Origin of the sequence: Arthrobacter sp. W4I7, from assembly GCF_030816215.1 — a bacterium.
Taxonomy (GTDB): Bacteria; Actinomycetota; Actinomycetes; order Actinomycetales; family Micrococcaceae; genus Arthrobacter; species Arthrobacter siccitolerans_A.
The window spans coordinates 161079-180041 of record NZ_JAUSXU010000001.1; the positions used below are offsets into that span (position 1 = coordinate 161079).

The 18963-nt window shown below is 65.6% G+C and carries 17 protein-coding genes; 6 read left to right on the top strand and 11 right to left on the bottom strand.

Annotation, left to right across the window (positions count from 1 at the left end; all coding sequences use genetic code 11):
• Nucleotides 1-155: 155 nt before the first annotated feature.
• The 3 genes from QF047_RS00710 to QF047_RS00720 all read left to right on the top strand — a co-directional run bounded on the left by QF047_RS00710 (nucleotide 156) and on the right by QF047_RS00720 (nucleotide 2115).
• Complete coding sequence (locus tag QF047_RS00710) at nucleotides 156-1124, top strand: DnaJ C-terminal domain-containing protein (protein ID WP_306636315.1); 969 nt, start codon at nucleotides 156-158, stop codon at nucleotides 1122-1124.
• Between the two features lie 13 nt (nucleotides 1125-1137).
• Nucleotides 1138-1563, top strand: coding sequence for a heat shock protein transcriptional repressor HspR (locus tag QF047_RS00715; protein WP_306636313.1), 426 nt, complete (start codon nucleotides 1138-1140; stop codon nucleotides 1561-1563).
• A 165-nt stretch (nucleotides 1564-1728) separates the two neighbouring features.
• Complete coding sequence (locus tag QF047_RS00720; RefSeq protein WP_307281681.1) at nucleotides 1729-2115, top strand: hypothetical protein; 387 nt, start codon at nucleotides 1729-1731, stop codon at nucleotides 2113-2115.
• A 36-nt stretch (nucleotides 2116-2151) separates the two neighbouring features.
• Here QF047_RS00720 and QF047_RS00725 read toward each other — a convergent pair whose 3' ends face one another.
• Together QF047_RS00725 and QF047_RS00730 are read right to left on the bottom strand one after the other, a co-directional pair.
• Entirely contained in the window at nucleotides 2152-3561 is a 1410-nt protein-coding gene (locus QF047_RS00725; protein WP_307272826.1) for an aldehyde dehydrogenase family protein, read from the bottom strand.
• Between the two features lie 166 nt (nucleotides 3562-3727).
• Nucleotides 3728-4222, bottom strand: coding sequence for a hypothetical protein (locus tag QF047_RS00730; protein ID WP_307272829.1), 495 nt, complete (start codon nucleotides 4220-4222; stop codon nucleotides 3728-3730).
• A gap of 92 nt (nucleotides 4223-4314) precedes the next feature.
• Between QF047_RS00730 and QF047_RS00735 the strand changes: the two genes are divergently transcribed.
• Nucleotides 4315-4980: a metalloregulator ArsR/SmtB family transcription factor gene (locus QF047_RS00735; RefSeq protein ID WP_307272831.1), complete on the top strand. Its 666-nt coding sequence runs from the start codon at nucleotides 4315-4317 to the stop codon at nucleotides 4978-4980.
• A gap of 59 nt (nucleotides 4981-5039) precedes the next feature.
• Here the strand turns inward: QF047_RS00735 and QF047_RS00740 are convergent, their stop codons facing one another.
• The 6 genes from QF047_RS00740 to QF047_RS00765 form a co-directional block, all read right to left on the bottom strand.
• Nucleotides 5040-5855 carry an HpcH/HpaI aldolase/citrate lyase family protein gene (locus tag QF047_RS00740; RefSeq protein ID WP_307272832.1) on the bottom strand — a complete coding sequence of 272 codons (816 nt, stop codon included), beginning with the start codon at nucleotides 5853-5855 and terminating at the stop codon, nucleotides 5040-5042.
• Complete coding sequence (hpaH, locus tag QF047_RS00745; RefSeq protein ID WP_306636302.1) at nucleotides 5840-6625, bottom strand: 2-oxo-hept-4-ene-1,7-dioate hydratase; 786 nt, start codon at nucleotides 6623-6625, stop codon at nucleotides 5840-5842. Before hpaH ends, QF047_RS00740 begins: the two co-directional genes overlap by 16 nt.
• Nucleotides 6626-6627: 2 nt before the next feature.
• The gene (gene hpaD, locus QF047_RS00750; RefSeq protein ID WP_307272835.1) at nucleotides 6628-7707 is read right to left on the bottom strand and encodes a 3,4-dihydroxyphenylacetate 2,3-dioxygenase; all 1080 of its coding nucleotides are present in this window, start codon (nucleotides 7705-7707) and stop codon (nucleotides 6628-6630) included.
• A gap of 66 nt (nucleotides 7708-7773) precedes the next feature.
• Nucleotides 7774-9315 carry a 5-carboxymethyl-2-hydroxymuconate semialdehyde dehydrogenase gene (gene hpaE / locus QF047_RS00755; RefSeq protein WP_306636298.1) on the bottom strand — a complete coding sequence of 514 codons (1542 nt, stop codon included), beginning with the start codon at nucleotides 9313-9315 and terminating at the stop codon, nucleotides 7774-7776.
• Nucleotides 9316-9360: 45 nt separating this feature from the next.
• Nucleotides 9361-10041 carry a GntR family transcriptional regulator gene (locus QF047_RS00760; RefSeq protein WP_307272838.1) on the bottom strand — a complete coding sequence of 227 codons (681 nt, stop codon included), beginning with the start codon at nucleotides 10039-10041 and terminating at the stop codon, nucleotides 9361-9363.
• Entirely contained in the window at nucleotides 10034-11515 is a 1482-nt protein-coding gene (locus QF047_RS00765; RefSeq protein ID WP_307272841.1) for a fumarylacetoacetate hydrolase family protein, read from the bottom strand. The genes QF047_RS00760 and QF047_RS00765 overlap by 8 nt, the downstream gene beginning before the upstream one ends.
• Before the next feature lie 219 nt (nucleotides 11516-11734).
• Between QF047_RS00765 and QF047_RS00770 the strand changes: the two genes are divergently transcribed.
• On the top strand, nucleotides 11735-13660 hold the full coding sequence (locus QF047_RS00770; protein WP_307272845.1) for an FAD-binding monooxygenase: 1926 nt from the start codon (nucleotides 11735-11737) through the stop codon (nucleotides 13658-13660).
• Here the strand turns inward: QF047_RS00770 and QF047_RS00775 are convergent.
• Both QF047_RS00775 and QF047_RS00780 read right to left on the bottom strand, forming a co-directional pair.
• A complete protein-coding gene (locus QF047_RS00775; protein WP_306636290.1) occupies nucleotides 13642-14499 on the bottom strand; it encodes a prephenate dehydratase in 858 nt (285 codons plus the stop codon). The two genes, QF047_RS00770 and QF047_RS00775, sit on opposite strands and share 19 nt — an antisense overlap.
• A 110-nt stretch (nucleotides 14500-14609) precedes the next feature.
• The gene (locus QF047_RS00780) at nucleotides 14610-16502 is read right to left on the bottom strand and encodes an amylosucrase (RefSeq protein ID WP_307272850.1); all 1893 of its coding nucleotides are present in this window, start codon (nucleotides 16500-16502) and stop codon (nucleotides 14610-14612) included.
• A 255-nt stretch (nucleotides 16503-16757) separates the two neighbouring features.
• Between QF047_RS00780 and QF047_RS00785 the strand changes: the two genes are divergently transcribed.
• A complete protein-coding gene (locus tag QF047_RS00785) occupies nucleotides 16758-18230 on the top strand; it encodes an APC family permease (protein ID WP_307272853.1) in 1473 nt (490 codons plus the stop codon).
• On the opposite strand, the gene QF047_RS00790 is transcribed toward QF047_RS00785, so the two are convergent.
• Nucleotides 18227-18895, bottom strand: coding sequence for an AmiS/UreI family transporter (locus QF047_RS00790; RefSeq protein WP_307272855.1), 669 nt, complete (start codon nucleotides 18893-18895; stop codon nucleotides 18227-18229). The two genes, QF047_RS00785 and QF047_RS00790, sit on opposite strands and share 4 nt — an antisense overlap.
• Nucleotides 18896-18963: the final 68 nt, after the last annotated feature.

The following is an 18963-nucleotide window of genomic DNA, read 5'->3' on the forward strand; positions in this document are numbered from 1 at the left end:
ATGACCACAAGCTCGGAGCGCTGCATGGGCCCCGGGAGTGGCATCGGGCCTATCGGAGCCGGGTGGCTTGGGATCGCAGATCCCAGCCACCCGGCGTAGGGGCGGGGGCCCATGCAGCGCGTAGAGCTTTAGTAAGTACAAGAAAGGAAACGCCATTGGCTAGCCAGGATTGGGTGGACAAGGATTTTTACAAGATCCTTGGTGTTGCCAAGGACGCTTCCGACGCCGACATCAAGAAGGCCTACCGGAAGCTTGCGCGGCAGCATCACCCTGATACCAACTCGGGGAACACTGCTTCCGAGAAGAAGTTCAAGGACATCTCCGAGGCTTACTCAGTACTTTCCGATCCCGAAGAGCGCCAGCAGTACGACGCCATCCGGGCAATGGGCGGCGGAGCCCGCTTCGCTCCCGGCGGTGCCGGTGGCGGCAACGGCGGCTTCGAGGACATGTTCGGCGGCCTGTTCACCGGCGGCCCGGGACGCCAGCCAGGCGGGTTCAGCCCGGCAGGCGGAATTCCGCCCGAGTTCGCAGACCTGTTCGGCGGCGGCTTTGGGCAGACGGGCTTCCAGCGCGCCCCGCAGAAGGGCGCGGACCGCACGGCGTCCACCAGCATCTCGTTCGCCGGGTCCATCCGCGGCACCACCATTGGCCTGCGCGAGCCCAGCGGTGAAGTCATCGATGTCCGCGTCCCCGCCGGCATCAAGGACGGCCAGAAAGTCCGCGTGCGGGGCAAGGGCCAGCCCGGTCCCGCCGGCAACGGCGACCTGGTGGTGACCGTTTCGGTGCAGCCGCACGCGTTCTACACGCGCGACGGCGACAACCTCCGCATCCACGTCCCCGTCACCTTCCCGGAGGCTGCCTTGGGCGCCGACATCGAAGTGCCCACCATCGAGGGCGAAAAAGTGCGTGTGCGCGTTCCGGCCGGGACGCCGTCGGGCCGTACCTTGCGGGTAAAGGGCAAAGGCGTGAAGACGTCCAAGGGGACCGGCGACCTGCTGGTGACGATCGACGTCGCCGTTCCCAAGAACCTGAACAAGGAAGCCGAAGCTGCGGTGAAGGCCTTTGCCGAGGCGACGTCCGGAGCTGACGTCCGAGAGGGCCTGGCCGCCAAGGCCCGGCTTTAGTGACGGATGAGCCGTGGACATCAACTCAGACCAGCCCATCTTCGTGATCTCGGTGGCGGCTGAACTGGCGGACATGCACCCCCAGACGCTGCGGCAGTACGACCGGCTGGGCATCGTTTCGCCCAGCCGCGCGCCCGGCAAGTCCCGCCGCTATTCGCAAAGGGACGTCAACATGCTGCGCGAGGTGCAGCGGCTCTCCCAGGAGGGCGTCTCGCTCGAAGGCATCAAACGGATCCTGGAACTCGAAAACCAGGTTGCCGCCCTGCAGCGCCGGGTTTCGGAACTCGCCGAGGAACTCAGCCGGCGCCCGCAGCCGTTCGATTCGCGGATCTTCGCGGCGGGCGCGGCGGGCGACGTGGTGAGCCTGGCGCGCGGGCAGCGCCCCCGGCCGCGGTCGCAGGCTGTGGTGCTGTGGCGGCCGCGGGCCATCGGGCAATAGGTAGCGGCTTAAGCGGGCCGGCCGAAATTCGAGTACCCACTACTCGTGACGCTTCGGCCCCCGGAAACTTGAATGGAACCACTGCTGGATCAGCAGCAGTGGTTCCAAGTTTCTGGGGGTTTTTATGTTTAATGCTCAAAGCAAGGGCCGGCCGTGAGCCCGGGGATGGAAGGCGTGGCCGCTTTCAGCGGCTCGATTCCCGGGCAGATCCTGCTGGCCATCGGCCAGACAGTGGTGGTGGTGTGCGTGTGCTTCGACATGGTGCGTGCCCTGTCCGTGCCCCGGTCCCACCGGCGCTACGTCGCCAGCACTGTCTTCCGGACCCTCGCCATTCCGTCCATCATTGCCAACGGGGTAACCGTCCTGATTGCCCTGGTGCTGGCGTCCTGGATTGATGTGGTGATGGGCATGTTCGTGCTGATGGCCATCATCTTCCGCCTGCACCACGACAAGGACGAGGACAACTGGTGGAAGGGCAAGGGCAAGAAACTCGCCCGCTGGGCCCGCCGCCAGCTCTCCGGCCGGACCGCCGCTGCCCCTGCCATGGGGTAAACCCCCTGGTGGGGGCGGCGACGCCGTTCCCGGTGCTTATCCGTTGATGACCTGCGGTACCCCGAGGGCCTTGAGGCCTTCGACCCCGAACTCGAGGCCGTAGCCGGACTGCTTGGCGCCGCCGAACGGGATCCGCGGGTCCACGGCGCCGTGCTTGTTGATCCAGACGGTGCCGGCCTGGATGCGCGCTGCGACTTCGCGGGCGGCGTGAAGATCGGGCGACCAGACCGAGGCGCCGAGCCCGACGTCGAGTGCGTTTGCTTTCTCCACGGCCTCGTCCACCGTGCTGTAGCGGATGATGGGCAGGGCGGGACCGAACTGTTCCTCAGCCACCAGCGGGTTGTCATTGTCGATGTCCGCTACGAGGGTGGCGGGGTAGAAGTAGCCGGGCTGGCTGGTGTCCGGGTTTCCGCCGAGCAGGATGCGTGCGCCTGATTCCTTTGCGGCATCCACCAGGTTGGCGACGATGCTGTACTGGGCCTTGTTCTGCAGCGGGCCGAGGACGTTGTTCTCGTCCAGGCCATTTCCCATGGGCATCGCTTTGGCGACGTTAGTGAGTTCTTCACAGACGGCGTCGTAAATGTCGGTGTGGACGTAGAGGCGCTTCAGGGCCGCGCAGGTCTGTCCGGTGTTGATGAAGGCACCCCAGAAGAGCCCTTCGGCGATGGCCTTGGGGTCGGCGTCCGGCAGGACGATGCCGGCGTCATTCCCGCCTAGTTCGAGGGTGAGCCGTTTGACCGTGTCCGCGGAGGATTTGATGATGGCCTTGCCAGTGGCGGTGGAGCCCGTAAACATGACCTTTCCGATGGCCGGGTGTCCGGCGAGGCGGGCGCCGACGTCCCGGCCCCCGGAAACCACGGACAGCAGGCCTTCGGGCAGTTCCTCGTTGATAACTTTGATGAGGGCGAGGACGCTCAGCGGAGTGTATTCAGACGGCTTGACCACTACCGCGTTTCCCATCCGCAGGGCCGGGGCGATCTGCCAGACGGTGATCATCATGGGCCAGTTCCACGGGCCGATGGCGCCCACGACGCCGATGGGCTTGTAGTGCAGTTTGGCGTACGTTTCGCCATCGTCCACGAGTGTTTCGGGCTCAAGCGCGGTAGCGGCTGCCACGCGCAGCCAGGCGGCGCAAGCGCCGACTTCGAAGCGGGCATTAGGGCCGTTGAGGGGTTTGCCCTGCTCGCGGGAGAGCAGGCGGGCGAGCTCCTCGGCGGAGCGTTCGACGGCGTCGGCTGCTTTAAGAAGCGCGGCCGACCGGGCGTCGTGGCCCAGCGCTGCCCAGGCGGGCTGGACTGCCTGGGCGGCGGCGACAGCCTCCTCAAGGTGCTCGAGGGTGTGGATGGGTGCCTCGCCCACTTCTTCGCCGGTTGCCGGGTCGAGGATGGTCCGGGTAGGGCCGGATGTGGGGGAGACGGACGCCAGGAGGGCATCGTAACTTTCCATGGGGTACTCCACTTCGAGTAGTCAGGCGCTTGCCGGATGGCCGGCGGGTTGCTCCCAGTCTCGTTGAGTGGGCGTCAGGAATGCTTGTCTTTTCGCGCAGGACCGTTGACGTGGAGGGAACGGGATCCGGGCAGCCGGGCATGTTCTATTGGCTGCCGTCTGAGTGTCAGTGGTGTGTAGTCGCAGGGCCCCGCATTCCGCTATAGGCCGCGACGACCCCTACGAGGAAAATGACAACGGCGAGGTAGATCAGGCCGAGGTGCCCAAGTGTGGCCAGGCCCCAAGGGTAGTGCGCGGGGAGGGCCACGGCGAGTCCGACGACCGGAACGATGATGGCTGTGACGAAGGCCCAGCGTTCTCCGCGGCGCACTCCGTACCATGACAGGCCTGCAACGGCCAGTCCCGTCGCAGCGATGAAGCCGCTGAGCGCGATGTGCAGATGGCTGATGTAGTGATACAGCTGCGGGCTGAACGCTTCGATCTCCGCCTTGCCCTTGTCTACTTGGTCGGAGCCGATGCCCAGCTCAAGAAAGGCGTCCGTGAAGTTCATTATTAGGAAGATCACGGCGTACGCCACGAAGGCCAGACCGGCCAACGTCATGAGAGCGGCTCCTGTCCGAACGCGGGACTGCTTCCGCTCGGGAGTTTGGATGGTGGACACGGCCACCACTTCCTTTCTTATTCAAATGGATACTTGAATAAGAACCCCGGGACGGTAGGCTTGTCAAGAGATCTCTTGAATAGGAGGCGTAAGTGGGTGACCAGCAGGATAAAGAGGCACTCTTCGACGGCTTGGTAGAAGCTGCCAAGGCGTTGGGGAACGGCAGGAGGGCGCAGCTGATCGATGTCCTCGGGCAGGGGGAGCGGCCGGTTGACGAGCTGGCCGCAGAGATCCAGCAGAGTATGGCCAATACATCCCAGCACCTGCAGCGCTTGCTGCGGGCTGGCCTGGTCTGCTCCCGACGCTCGGGGACGCGGATCTACTACTCCCTTGCCGGCCCGGCGGTGGAGCGGCTATGGCGGGCACTTCGGGAGACAGCCGAAGTGCACTCGGGGGAGTTGGACAATCTCGTCCATGCCTACATCGGCGATCGTGCCGGCTTGAGCATTATCAGGCGCGACGAACTGCTGGTGCGGCTGCGGCAGGGGGACGTCGTTGTCCTGGACGTGCGCCCGCAGCCAGAGTACGACGCCGGACATATCCCGGGTGCGCTTTCCCTGCCCGTCTCGGACCTGAAGTCGCGGCTGCATGACGTTCCTTCGGGGAGCGAAATCGTCGCCTACTGCCGCGGACCTTACTGCCTGTATGCGGACGAGGCCGTGCGGCTGATCATGGACGAAGGGCGGCCCGCCACAAGGCTCGAGGAGGGCTTTCCCGAGTGGAAGGCGGCAGGGCTCCCGGTAGAACACCCGGCCTGAGCGGCTTCCACTCGGCCGGCCTTCCTCACAGTCGTGAAAGAAGTCTTAGGAAGGGAAGATCAGTAGCTTGCGGGGGTTTCGACAGGCTCAACCACCGGGCTCTTGGGGATGTACCTGGCCGCGAGGGCTTCGGAGCCGCGGGCGAGGAGGGCGACGTCGGCGCCCACCAGGATGAAGTTGGCGCCGTGGTCCAGGTAGTGGCGGGCGGTGTCCGGATTGAAGGCGTTGACGCCGGCGGGTTTGCCTGCGGCTTTGGCAGCCGCGAGGCAGTGTTCGACGGCGGCGCGCACCTCGGGGTGTTCCTGCTGTCCCAACAGGCCCATGGACGCGGCGAGGTCGGAGGGCCCGACGAAGATCGCGTCCACGCCATCGACCTTCAGGATGTCCGCCACGGAGTCCACAGCCGCCGTCGACTCAATCTGCACGGTGACGCTGATGGTCTCACTGGCCCGGGCGAGGTAGTCCGGCACCCGGTTCCAGCGGGCGGCCCTGGCCAGGGCGGACCCCACGCCGCGGACGCCCTGCGGCGGATAGCGGGTGGCGGCCACCGCTGCCTCCGCCTCAGTGACAGAGTTGACCATGGGGATCAGCAGGTTCTGGACGCCGAGGTCGAGGTATTGCTTGATGACCACGGTGTCATTGACCGGAGGACGGACCATAACCTGGATCGGGTAGCCGTTGATGGCCTGGAGCTGGGCGAGGATGGATTCGAGCCCGTTGGGGCTGTGCTCGGCGTCCACCAGGAGCCAGTCCAGGCCGGACCCCGCGCACAGCTCAGCAACCAGCGGGCTCCCGGAGCACACCCACATCCCTGCCAGGGGCCGGTTGGCTGCAGCTAAGGCATCCCGGAATGTGTCGTCTACTGGAAGCGGCATGTCACAGCTCCCAGGGGTCCGTAGTCGGCGTGAATGGTGTCGCCCTTGTACACCCAGAGCGGCCGGGTGAAGGATCCGGCGAGGATGATGTCCCCGGCCTTGAGTGCATCGCCGTGGGCGGCGATTTTGTTGGCCAGCCAGTGGACGCCGTTGGCGGGGTGGTCCAGGACGCCGGCGGCGACGCCGGTTTCCTCCACGGTCTGGTTTTTGTACAGGATGGCCGAGACCCAGCGGAGGTCCACGGCGTCGGGCTTGACGGGGTTGCCGCCGATCACCATGGCGCCCATGGCGGCGTTGTCGGAGATGGTGTCCACTATGGTCCGGCCCTCCATCTCGATCCTGGAGTCCAGGATCTCAAGGGCCGGGACCACGTAGTCGGTGGCTTTCAGGACATCGAAGATGGTGACGCCCGGGCCCTTGAGCCCGTCCTTGAGCACGAACGCCAGCTCCACCTCCACCCGCGGGTGGGTGTACTGGTCCCACTCCACCGAGCAGCCGGTTTCGAGGACCATGTCATCGAAGATGGCGCCATAGTCCGGCTCGGTAATGCCGGTGGCGTCCTGCATTGCCTTGGACGTGAGGCCGATCTTCCGGCCCACCAGGGTCCGGCCGGCCTCCTCATTGCGGCGGCGCCAGAGCTGCTGCACGGCGTAGGAGTCCTCCACTGTCATGTGCGGGTAGCGCGCCGTCAGCCGCGGCACCGGCGTCCGGCTCCGACCTGCTTCCAGCAGTTCGTCCGCGATGGCCTCGATCGTCTTGGCATCCAGCATGGCTACAGCTGCGCCCCAAGCTTGAAGCCCTCAGCCCCGGCTGCTTCGCTCGGCCGGGTGTAGGAGAAGCCGTCGGCGCCCACGGTGACTGCCATTTCGCTCTTCTCCTCGCGGACGATGACGGGCTGCGGGTTGCCGTCCAGATCCAGGACCAGGGAGGCTTCGGTGTACCAGGACGGGACCACGGGGTTGCCCCACCAGTCGCGGCGCTGGTTGTCGTGGACGTCCCAGGTGATGGTGGGGTTGTCAGGGTCGCCCGTGTAGTAGTCCTGGGTGTAGATCTCGATGCGGTGGCCGTCGGGGTCAAGGATGTAGAGGTAGAACGCGTTGGACACGCCGTGCCGGCCGGGCCCGCGTTCGATCCGGTCGCTGATGCGCAGGGCGCCCATCTTGTCGCAGATCTGGATGATGTTGTGCTTCTCGTGCGTGGCGAACGCGACGTGGTGCATGCGCGGGCCGTTGCCGCCGGTGAGCGCGGTGTCGTGAACAGTCTGCTTCCGGTGCATCCACGCGGCGTACGTGACGCCGTCGGCATCCTTGATGTCCTCCGAGACACGGAAGCCCAGGTCCTCCAGGTAAGCCCGGCCGCGGGGGACGTCCGGGGTGACCTGGTTGAAGTGGTCCAGGCGCACCAATTCGCCGGCGGAGTAGAGGTCGTAACGCTGGGTGAGTCGCTCCACGTGCTCCACGTCGTAAAAGAACTCGTACGGGAACCCGAGCGGATCCTCCACGCGGACGGAGTCGCCCACACCCTTGGTGAAGCCGCCGATGCGGCGTTCGGTCCGGCAGCCGAGTTCCTTGTAGTAGGCCTCCGCAGCGTCCACCTCCGCGGGGGACTTCACCCGGTACGCGAACGCGGCCACGGCCGCGATGGGTCCCTTGCGCAGCACCAGGTTGTGGTGGATGAACTCCTCCAGGGTGCGGAGGTAGATGGTGTTTTCGTCTTCTTCGGTGACGTGCAGGCCCAGGACATCCACATAGAATTCGCGGGATTTGGCGAGGTCGGTGACCACGATGTCCATGTAGGCGCAGCGGACAATGTCCGGTGCCGGGACAGAAGGGGTGGGAACGAAGTTGGTCATGGTGTGCTCTCTTCTTTGAAAGGTTTTGGGAAGTACGACGGCGGCAGGCCGGGCTGGTGCCTGGGCCTAGCCTTCGTTGGCGGCGGAGGCTTCGATGCTGCCGAACTTGGGGGTGTGGACGGAGCCGAGGGTGATGTGCACCGCTTGCTGGTCCGTGTAGAAATCGATGGAGCGGTAGCCGCCCTCGTGGCCGAGGCCGGAGGCCTTGACGCCGCCGAACGGGGTGCGCAGGTCGCGGACGTTGTGGCTGTTCAGCCACACCATGCCGGCCTCCACGTTCTGGGAGAAGTTGTGCGCGCGCGTCAGGTTCTGCGTCCAGATGTAGGCGGCCAGGCCGTACTTGGTGTTGTTCGCCAGGGCGAGGGCTTCGTCGTCGTTCTCGAACGGGGTGATGGCCACGACGGGTCCGAAGATTTCCTCCTGGAAGATCCGGGCATCGGGTGCGACGTCGGCGAACACGGTGGGGGCGATGTAGTTGCCCTCCGGCAGGTTCTCCGGCCGGCCGCCGCCCGCGAGAAGCCTGCCTTCGGACTTTCCGATCTCGACGTAGGAAGCCACCTTCTCGTAGTGCTCCGGGTGGACCAGGGCGCCCACCTGGGTCTTGGGATCATGCGGATCGCCCACCACGATGTTCTTCGCACGTGCAGCGTACTTCTCGCAGAATTCGTCATAAATGGCGCGTTCGACGAGGATGCGGGAGCCGGCGGTGCAGCGTTCGCCGTTGAGGGAGAAGACCCCGAACAAGGCCGAGTCGATCGCGGCGTCGAGGTCGGCGTCGGCGAACACGACGCAGGGGGACTTGCCGCCCAGCTCCATGGACAGGCCCTTGAGGTTGGTTGCAGCGTTGCGGAAGATCGTCTGGCCGGTGGTGGTTTCGCCGGTGAAGGAGATCAGCGGGACGTCGGGGTGCTTGACCAGTGCGTCGCCGGCTTCCTCGCCTAGGCCGTTGACCAGGTTGAAGACGCCGTCGGGCAGGCCGGCTTCCTTGAAGATGGTGGCCCAGAGGGAGGCGGACAGTGGGGTGAATTCGGCGGGCTTGAGGACCACGGTGTTGCCGGTGGCCAGGGCCGGGGCGAGCTTCCAGGACTCGAGCATGAACGGGGTGTTCCAGGGCGTGATCAGGCCGGCGACGCCGATCGGTTTGCGGTTCACGTAGTTGATCTGCGAGCCCGGAACCTTCATGGCGTCGTCGAACTGGGCCACGATCAGGTCCGCGAAGAACCGGAAGTTCTCGGCCGCACGCAGGGCCTGGCCCTTCGCCTGGGTGATCGGCAGGCCGGTGTCGAAGGTTTCCAGTTCGGCGAGCCGGGCTTCCTGGGCCTCGACGGCGTCGGCGATTTTGTTCAGGACCCGGGCGCGTTCGCGGGGCTTCATCTTCGGCCATGGGCCGCTGACGAAGGCCTCGCGGGCTGCGGCTACTGCGAGGTCGATGTCCTCTTTCTGGCCGGCTGCAGCGGTGGCGTAGTTGGTGTTGGACACCGGGTCCAGGACATCGAAGGTCTTGCCGCCCACCGAATCAACGAACTCGCCGTTGATGTAGTGCTGGATGTGGCGGGGCAAGTCCTGCGGCACGTAATGGGTGGCTGTCTGTTCTGCAGTGAACGTCATTGTTGTTTCCTTACTGCTGAGGTGGGGGGAATGCTCCGGGAGCGGTCAGAGGTTCTTGGCCTGCGCGAGGTAGGCGTCGAGGGTGGCGGAGCGGTGCAGGCGCGCTGCCTTCTCGATGGCATCGGCATCCGCACCGGATTCGATGAGCTGGAGCAGTGCCTCGTGCTCGTCCACAGAATCGTGGGCGCGGCCCGGGACAAAGCGGAACGTGGAAGACCGCAGTGCCGCCAGCCGGTTCCAGCCGCGGTGCACCAGGTCCAGGATGTGCGGGTTGGGGCAGTGCTCAAACAGGACGCTGTGGAAGTCCTGGTTCAGCGCGGTGAACCTGACGGGGTCGAAGTGCTCCAGGCACTCGCGCATCTCGGCATTCACTACACGGGCCCGGGCAATCGCGGCAGGATCAATCAGCGGAGCGGACAGCGCGGTGGCGGCGCCCTCCACGATGCTCAGGGTCTGCATGGTGTACAGGTATTCGGTGGGGTCGATTCCGGCTACAGTGGCGCCCACGTTGCGTTCGAACGTCACCAGGCCCTCGGCCTCAAGCCGGCGGATGGCCTCACGGACCGGGACCACGCTGAATCCCAGGTCCTTGGCGATGCTGCCCAGGACCAGCCGGTAACCGGGAGTGTAGGTTCCTTCGATGATCCGGGCTTTGACGGCCTGGTAGGCCTGCTCGGATTTGCTGCCCGCGGATGCCGCGGGAAGACCGGTCACTGTCTCAGTCATTCGGGTTACCTGCTGCTGGATCCGTGGTGCCTGCCTTCCATTCCTCGTACCGGGCCTGCCATTTGGGATTCATGGGGTAGAGGCCGTCAACGCTGTTGCCCTGCTGGACCATTTCGAAGATGAAGCTCTCTTCCTGTTCCTGCGTGATGCAGTCCTCCACGAGTTCCTCGGCGATGGCCGGCGGGATCACCAGGATGCCGTCGGAGTCGGCCACGATGATGTCGCCCGGCTGCACGGTGGCTCCGCCGCAGGCGATGGTGATGTCCGTGTCCCACGGGATGTGGCGCCGCCCCAGCACGGCAGGGTGCGGGTTGGCGAAATAGGTGGGCATCTCCAGCCCGGCCACAGCTGAGAAGTCCCGCACGCCGCCGTCGGTAATGATGGCCGCGGCGCCGCGGACCTGGGCGCGCAGGGCAAGAATGTCACCCACCGTGCCGGTGCCCTTCTCGCCGCGGGCCTCCATGACCAGGATTTCGCCCTCGTTCACGGAATCGATGGCGCGCTTCTGGGCGTTGAACCCGCCGCCGTGGGTCTTGAACAGGTCCTCGCGGTTGGGAACGTACCGCAGGGTCCGGGCCAGGCCCACCACGCGGCGGTCCGGCCGGGTGGACTGCAGGCCGTCGATGCTGACGTTATTAAGGCCGCGTTTGCGAAGTTGCGAGGACAGGGTTGCCGTGGCGACACTTTCGAGTTTGGCTTTCAGTCCGGGGGTGAGGACACTGGCTGCCGCGGGCAGTCCCGCAGCCTCACGCGAACCCCACGCCTCCTCCCGCTGCACGTCATCAACCTGGGGTCCGGCACCAAAGTCCGCGAACGGCGTCGTGCCTTCCTCCACCGTGGTGACCAAACGGCCGGTGGTGAGGTTCCCGGCTGAGACCTCCACTTCGAGCACATCCCCGGGCTTGGCGACAGACGCACCGGCAGGGGTGCCGGTGAGGATGATGTCCCCCTCCTCAAGGGTGAGCAGCTGGGACAGGTCGGCCACGAGCCGGGCAAACGGGAAGAGCAGGTCTTCCGTGATGTCATCCTGGACGAGCTGGCCGTTGTGCCAGGTGCGGATGCGAAGCTGGGCGGGGTCGACGGCGTCTGCCGGGATCAGTCCCGGGCCCACCGGGGTGAAACCGTCCCCGCCCTTGGACTTGAGGTTCGAACCCTTGTCCGCCCAGCGCAGGTCGTACACGCCAAGGTCATTGCCGGCTGTCACGGCGGCGACGTGGCTCCATGCGTCCTCGATACTGACGCGGCGGGCAGCCCTGCCGATGACCAGCGCGATCTCGCCCTCGTAGCCAAGAAGTTCGCATCCGGCGGGGCGTTCCACCGTGCTGCCGCTAAGCGAGAGCGACGACGACGGCTTGAGGAAGTAGGACGGCTGGACCGGCGTGCGTCCCCGTTGTGCGGCCCGACTGGGGTAGTTGATGTGCACCGCGATCACCTTGCGTGCCGCTGCGAGGGTGTCCCCGTTGACCTGCTCCAAAGCGTCTCCTAGCGAAGTACGAAATCGTATACGATCACCTTCGCGCTTTGGCCGACGCTTGTCAAGCGTTCGAGGCTCGCGTTTTTGGCACCCTTGTCGTCCCCGTCACAGGTGGCGTACAGTATTGCTCCACACCCGAGTTTTCTCATATGGAAACCCTAGTTCTATTATCGAACAAGCCTTATGGCCGAAGAGCCACACAACGAAGTGAGGAATCCCGTGCAGTTTCACCACCACGGTTACGTATCCGGAGACCCGCGGGTAAAGCCGGCAGCTGGCGTCGGGCTGAACCGGCCCGACGAGCTCCCGGATGAAGTGGACGTTCTGATTGTCGGCACCGGGCCGGCGGGAATGCTCGCCGCGGCGCAGCTTTCCATGTTCCCGAATGTCAGCACGCGCATCATCGAGCGGCGTCCCGGACGGCTCGCCATCGGCCAGGCCGATGGCATCCAGGCGCGCAGCGTCGAAACCTTCCAGGCGTTCGGGTTCGCGGAGCGCATCATTGCCGAGGCCTACCGCATCACCGAGATGGCGTTCTGGAAGCCGGACCCCGCCAACCATGCCAACATCATTCGTACCGCGCGCGCTGTCGACGACGAGATGGGCATCAGCGAGTTCCCGCACCTCATCGTCAACCAGGCGCGCGTGCTGGACTACTTCGCCGAGTTTGCCGCCAACTCGCCTACCCGCCTGAAGCCCGACTACGGCTACGAGTTCCAGTCCCTTAGCGTCACGGACGAGGGCGACTTCCCCGTCACCGTGACACTCCTGCGCACTTCCGGGCCGAATGAGGGCCAGGAACGCGTAGTGCGGGCTAAATATGTGGTGGGTGCCGATGGCGCGCGGAGCAAAGTGCGCACAGCGATTGGCTGCACTCTTGCCGGGGACCAGGCCAACCACGCCTGGGGCGTGATGGACACCCTCGCCGTGACCGACTTCCCCGATATCCGGACCAAGTGCGCCATCCAGGGGGAAAAAGGCAGCATCCTGCTGATCCCGCGCGAAGGCGGACATCTGTTCCGCATGTATGTGGACCTGGGTGAGGTGGACCCGGCCACCCATCACGCCGTCCGTAACACCACCATCGAGCAGATCATCCACAAGGCCAACGAGATCCTCCACCCCTACACGCTGGACGTCCGCAACGTGGCGTGGCACAGCGTCTACGAGGTGGGGCACCGGCTCACGGACAGGTTCGACGACGTCCTGCCGGAGGAGCGCGGTACGCGCACCCCGCGGGTGTTTATCACCGGCGACGCCTGCCACACGCACAGTGCCAAGGCGGGCCAGGGCATGAACGTTTCGATGCAGGACGGCTTCAACATCGCCTGGAAGCTCGGCCACGTGCTGGAAGGCCGCAGCCCGGAAGGCCTGCTGTCCACGTATTCCGCGGAGCGGCAGGTGGTGGCAAAGAATCTCATTGACTTCGACAAGGAATGGTCAACCATGATGGCCAAGAAGCCCGAGGAGTTCGAGAACCCCTCGGACCTCGAAGACTTCTACGTGCGCACTGCCGAGTTCCCGGCCGGATTCATGACCGAGTACGCGCCGTCCATGCTGGTGGCACCCGCGAAGCACCAGGACCTTGCCACCGGCTTCCCCGTGGGCAAGCGTTTCAAATCAGCACCGGTGGTGCGGGTGGGCGATACCAACCCCATGCACCTCGGCCACCACGCCACGGCGGACGGGCGGTGGCGGATCTACGTCTTCGCGGACGCCGCGCCCGCCGGTACGCACTCAGGGGTGGCGGACTTCGCCGGGTGGATCGCAAACTCGCCTGACTCGCCGCTGGCCGCAACGCCGTCGGACGCTGATCCTGACGCCTGGTTCGACGTGAAGGTGATTTACCAGCAACCGCACACGGCCGTGGACATTGGAAAGGTTCCCGCCGTCTTCAAGCCGCAGGTGGGCCCGTTCAAGCTGACCGATTACGAGAAGGTGTACGCCACCGATCCCGGGGCAGACATCTTCGAACTGCGCGGGCTGGACCGCGGCGGCGTGGTGGTGGTGGTGCGCCCGGACCAGTATGTGGCGAACGTCCTGCCGCTCACCGCGACGGCGGAACTGGGGGAGTTCTTTGCTGCCTTGCTGAAGCCGGGCCTGCTCAAGCCGCGTCAGGCAACGGGTCAGCCGCTGACGGTCTGAGCTGTCCTGTACTCCGCGGCCTCATAAACGCCAAGGATGCGCACCTCGGTGGTGAAGAAGTCCAGCTCCTCGAGGGCCAGCTTCAGCGGCAGGTCCCCGGGGTGACCTTCCACGTCGGCCATAAACATGGTGGCCGCGAACTCGTTGCCCACCATGTAGCTTTCCAGCCGCGTCATGTTGACGCCGTTCGTCGCGAAGCCGCCCAGCGCCTTGTACAGCGCGGACGGGACGTTGCGGACGCGGAACACGAAGCTGGTGACCGCCGGTCCGGGCAGTTCGTCCCGGGCCGGCAGCGCCATCTCCCGGGCCAGGACCACGAACCTTGTGGTGTTGGACGGATCATCCTCAACCCGGGAGGCCAGCACTTCCAGGCCGTAGATCTGCGCGGCCAGCGGGGGAGCGAGGGAGAGCTTGCGGGGATCGTTCCACTCGGCCACTTCGCGGGCGGACCCGGCGGTGTCGCCCGCGATGACGGGCTTGAGGCCGTGCTCGCGGATCAGCTTGCGGCACTGGCCCAGGGCGTGGATGTGGCTGTGGACCTCGGTGGCATCCGCGATGGTGCTGCCCGGGATGCCCAGCAGGTCGAAGTGGATGGGCAGGAAGAACTCGCCCACGATCTGCAGGTTGGACTGGGGCAGCAGGATATGGATGTCCGCCACCCGCCCGGCAATCGAGTTTTCTATGGGGATCATGGCCAGGTCCGCCTCGCCGCTGGACACGAGTTCAAACGCGTCCTCGAAGCTGGCGCAGGGCACGCTTTCCATGTCCGGGAACATCTGCTTGCACGCGATATTGGAGTTGGCGCCGGGCTCACCCTGGTACGCAATCTTGGAGGCCATGATCCGTATGGTTTCACGTCCCGTGCCCGCCCGCCCAACTGGGTAGCGCTAAGTGTCGTTTTGGGCGGTCAAAACGACACTTGACGCTACTTAGTTGGGAAAAGGGAACATCAGCTGGGGGTGACGCGCAGCCAGAGATACTGGCGCGGAAGGAGCGTGACGCCGTCGTCCAGCTGCAGCGCGGCTTCGGAGAGAAGGTCGACGGCGGCGGCTGAGTATCCGGAAAAGGTTTCGGCGGGCAATGCCTGCGGTTCGTCGCTGAAGTTGGCCAGTGCCAGGACCCAGGTCTGCTCGCCGGGGCGCTGGTAGGCCAGCACGCGGGAGTTGTGGGTGGCGAAGTCCACCAGCCTTGTTCCTGCCAGCTCCGGAGCGCCGGCACGGACCTCGATCATTCGTTTCAGGCCCGCGTAGACGGCGCCTTCGGGAGTGGAAGGGTCATGGCGGCGGGCATACTGCTCCGCCGGGTAGTGCGGCCGGTGGACCCAGCGGGTGTCCGACTCATGCCCGGGTTCCGAGGCATAGCTGTAGTCGTTGACCTGGCCCACCTCGTCGCCGAGATACAGCAGGGGAATGCCGCCGGTGCTGAAGGCAACCGAGTGGGCGAGGAGGATCCGCTCCACCGCCTCAGCCGGGTCCACCTCCATGCCGCACAGCGACGCCGTCGTGCCTGAAATCCTGCAGTCACCGGTCTTGGGGTTGTCCTGGAAGGGCACACCGCGGGCGAAGCTGCCGGGGAAGCGGTTGACGTAGAAGGAGTTCAGGAACCGGCGGTGGTCAAAGCCGTTGATGCCCAGTTCCGCCGCGTCCTCGTCAGCAAAAGTCCAGCCGATGTCGTCGTGGCTGCGGACGTAGTTCACCCAGGACGTGCCCTCGGCGATGTTGTGCCGGCGCTGCAGTGCCTGGGCCAGGAGCGACACGTCCCGGGTGGCCAGCGATTCCCAGATCAGGGCCATCTGCAGCGGGTTGTAGGAGATCTGGCACTCGGCAGGGTCGATGTAGAGCGCCACTTCGTCGGGGTGCACGATGGCCTCGGACTTGAACAGCAGCGACGGCGCGGCGAGCCGGCACACCGCGTTGAAGGCCTGCAGCAGCGTATGGGCTTCGGGGAGGTTTTCGCAGGGGGTGCCGAGCTGTTTCCAGATGAAGGCGACCGCATCCATGCGCAGGATGTCCACGCCCTGGTTGGCCAGGAACAGCATTTCGCCGGCCATGGCACGGAAAACGTCCGGGTTGGAGTAGTTCAGGTCCCATTGGTAGGTGTGGAAGGTGGCCCAGACCCAGCGGCCGTCCTCCATCCGGATGAAGGACCCGGGGTGGTTCTCCGGGAAGATCTCCCGCACATTCTGTTCAAAGGCGTCCGGCATGGTGCGGTCCGGGAAGATCCAGTAGTAATCGCTGAATTCGGGATCCCCGGCGGCGGCGCGCCGTGCCCACTCGTGCTCGTCGGAGGTGTGGTTGAAGATAAAGTCGACCACCAGGCTGATCCCGTTGGCTTTCAGTTCCGCCGCAATCTCGCGCAGTTGTTCCATGGTGCCAAGTTTCGGGTTGACCTGGCGGTAACTGGACACCGCATAACCGCCGTCGGAGTGCGGCTCCGGCGCCAGGAACAGCGGCATGAGGTGCAGGTAGGTGAGGCCCAGTTCCCTGAAGTACGGGATGCGGGCGCGGACTCCCTCCAGGCTTTCGGCGTACCGGTCCACGTAGCAGACCCCGCCCAGCATCTTGTTGGCCAGGAACCAGCCGCTGTTGGCTTCCCGCTCGGCGTCGAGGGCCTTCAGCTCCGCCGGGCGGTCCTGCCAGGAGCGGGCGTTCTGAAGGACCAGTGCGGTGAGCTGGTCCAGCCAGTCCTCGCGGGAACCGTACAGCGACTGGAAGAGACGGCAGAGGTCCGGGAAGTGCCGGTCGAACCGCCGCTGAAAGTCCGTCCCCGCGCCGCTGTCCGCCCTGGCAAGGGCCTCGACGACGTGCTGCCGCGCAGTCTCGTCCACACCGAATTCCTGCACGAAGGGACCCCTTCCGGCCGGCGGATCCGGCGATGTCTGGTAACGGCAGTATGCCACGGGCAGGTGATTCGGCACCGCCTTGGATTAAGTGGCGGACGCGTCCCGCTCCAGCCCGGGCATTGCGCTCAGGTACAACAACTGATCGCTGCGCGACAAAACCCTTGAGGCGGTCCGCTGCCATGCTGGATTCAACGGTGCAGGACCTTGAACCGCACCCTTCCCCCCCCAGCGCTCATGACCGTTAAGAAGGATCCAATGAGTATTTCCAATTCCGAATCCCGGACTGCTGATGCAAGCCCCGCAAAGGAACACTCCACTGCCCTCCGCGCCGGCAGCATCGGCGTCATGGGAATCCTGTTCTTCGTTCTGTCCGCCCAGGCGCCCCTGACGGGAATCGCCGCTGCTTCCCCCTTGGCCGCCCTCGGCAACGGTGCCGGCGCCCCGGGCGCCTACCTGATTGTGGGCGTCGTTATTGTCATCTTCGCCGTGGGATTCGTGGCGATGAGCCGCAGGATCCAGGGCAGCGGCGCGTTTTACGCCTATGTCACGGCGGCCTTCGGCCGGAAGGCCGGAGCCGGCGCGGCCTGGTTGGCGCTCCTGGCGTACAGCACGGTGCAGGCAGCGATGTACGGGCTCTATGGGGCAGCGTTTTCCGGGCTGCTGGCTTCCGTTAGCGTCAACGTCCCCTGGTGGGCGCTGGCCCTGGCCACGATGGCCGGAGTGCAGGTGCTGGGCTCGCTCAACATCGAACTCGGCGCCAAGGTCCTCGCCCTGCTGGTGGGGCTCGAAGTGGCCATCCTGCTGATGTTCGGCTTCACGGTGCTCTTTAGCGGCGGCGGTCCCGAGGGGATCAGCATCGCGGCGTCCTTCTCCCCGGAGGCCATCGCCGCCGGCGCCCCGGGCGTGGCCATCATGTTCGCTGTGGCCTCGATGTTCGGCTTCGAATCCACCGCCATCTATTCGGCAGAAGCCAAGGACGCCCACCGCACCGTAGCGCGGGCCACCTACCTGTCAGTAGCCGTGATCGCCGTGTTCTTCTCGTTTATCTCCTGGATGCTGGTGAGCTACTACGGCCCCAGCCAGGTCATGGACGCAGCCGGTGCGGCCCTTGAACCGGGCGACTCCACCAGCTTTGTGCTGGCTCCCATGGTGGAACTGTTCGGACCGTGGGCCGGCACTGCCACGGGCATCCTGCTGGTAACGTCCCTGCTGGCCGGCATCATCGCCTTCCATAACGGCATCAACCGGTACCTTCACTCGCTGGCACTGCAGGGCTCCATGCCCGCCGTCCTGGCCCGGACCAACCGCCACGGCGCTCCCGCCGCAGCCGCCCGGATCCAGACCGCCACCGCCGTGGTACTGGTGGTTCCCTTCGCGCTGCTCGCGCTGGATCCTGTCCTGACCCTGTTCTCCTGGTTCAGCGGACTGGCTGTTGCTGCACTGCTGGTGCTGTACATCCTTTGTTCGGTGGCCGTGGTGGGATTCTTCCGGCGGGAGCGTGTGGAAGGCCAGCTCTGGCAGACCTTTCTGGCGCCTGCCCTGGCCACCCTGTTGCTGGCGTGGGTGCTGGCCCTGGTGGTCAGCAACTTCACCGCACTGATCGGCGGCAGCGCAGAAACGGCCGCGGCCCTGCTGGTGGCTGTCCCGGTGATGTTCGCCGCCGGTGTCCTGGTGGAGTCACGGATTGAACGGCGGCAGAAGGCCGGCAGCCTGGGGACCGCCGCCTAACGGACAGCTTCCTTCGCTGACGCGGTGAGGGGTTGAAGGGCCCGGTCCGGTGCGACAGCATCGGCCCGGGCCATTCCCTTTGCGGCCAGGGTCCGCCGGGCAAGAACGCCGGCAAGGACGAGCAGCCCGCCCAGTAATACCGCTGCAGCGGCGGCTACCGATGGGCTGCGCGGCCACAGCCCGGCCAGCCCCAGGAAAGCTGGGATTGTAGCCGTGACCTGGCTGGTGAGCACCAGCGCCCAGCCCGTGAAGGTGTCTACCCGGGCCAGGCCCAGGGCCAGCGAGGCGAAAAGCAGCGCCCACAGCACGGACCAGACCAGCCACATAACGGACAGCAGGGGATCGTCACGAAGCCACGCCGCTGCCAGGAGCAGTCCAACGAAGGCCACCATGCCGCAGAACCAGCCCAACCCCTTGGAGCCCAGCGCCAGCAGGACGTCCAGGCCCGCATAGACGTACGTTAGGCCGAACAGGAACATGCCGGCGGGAGTCAGTGCTGGGGTTGCAGGAGTGCCCGGGGACAGGACGACGACGCCGAGCACCACCTGGACGATACCCACCACGAGGCTCAGCACGGCTGAGTCGCGGCGGGGCAGGCGTCCCAGTGTTGCCAGCCCGTTGACCAGCAGCGGGGCACCGGAGAGGAGCAGGCAAATATACGGCATCAGGACGCCCCGGGGCCGGGAGAATTATTCCCCTCAAATTTCATAAGACGGAAGTCTGCTGTCACAAT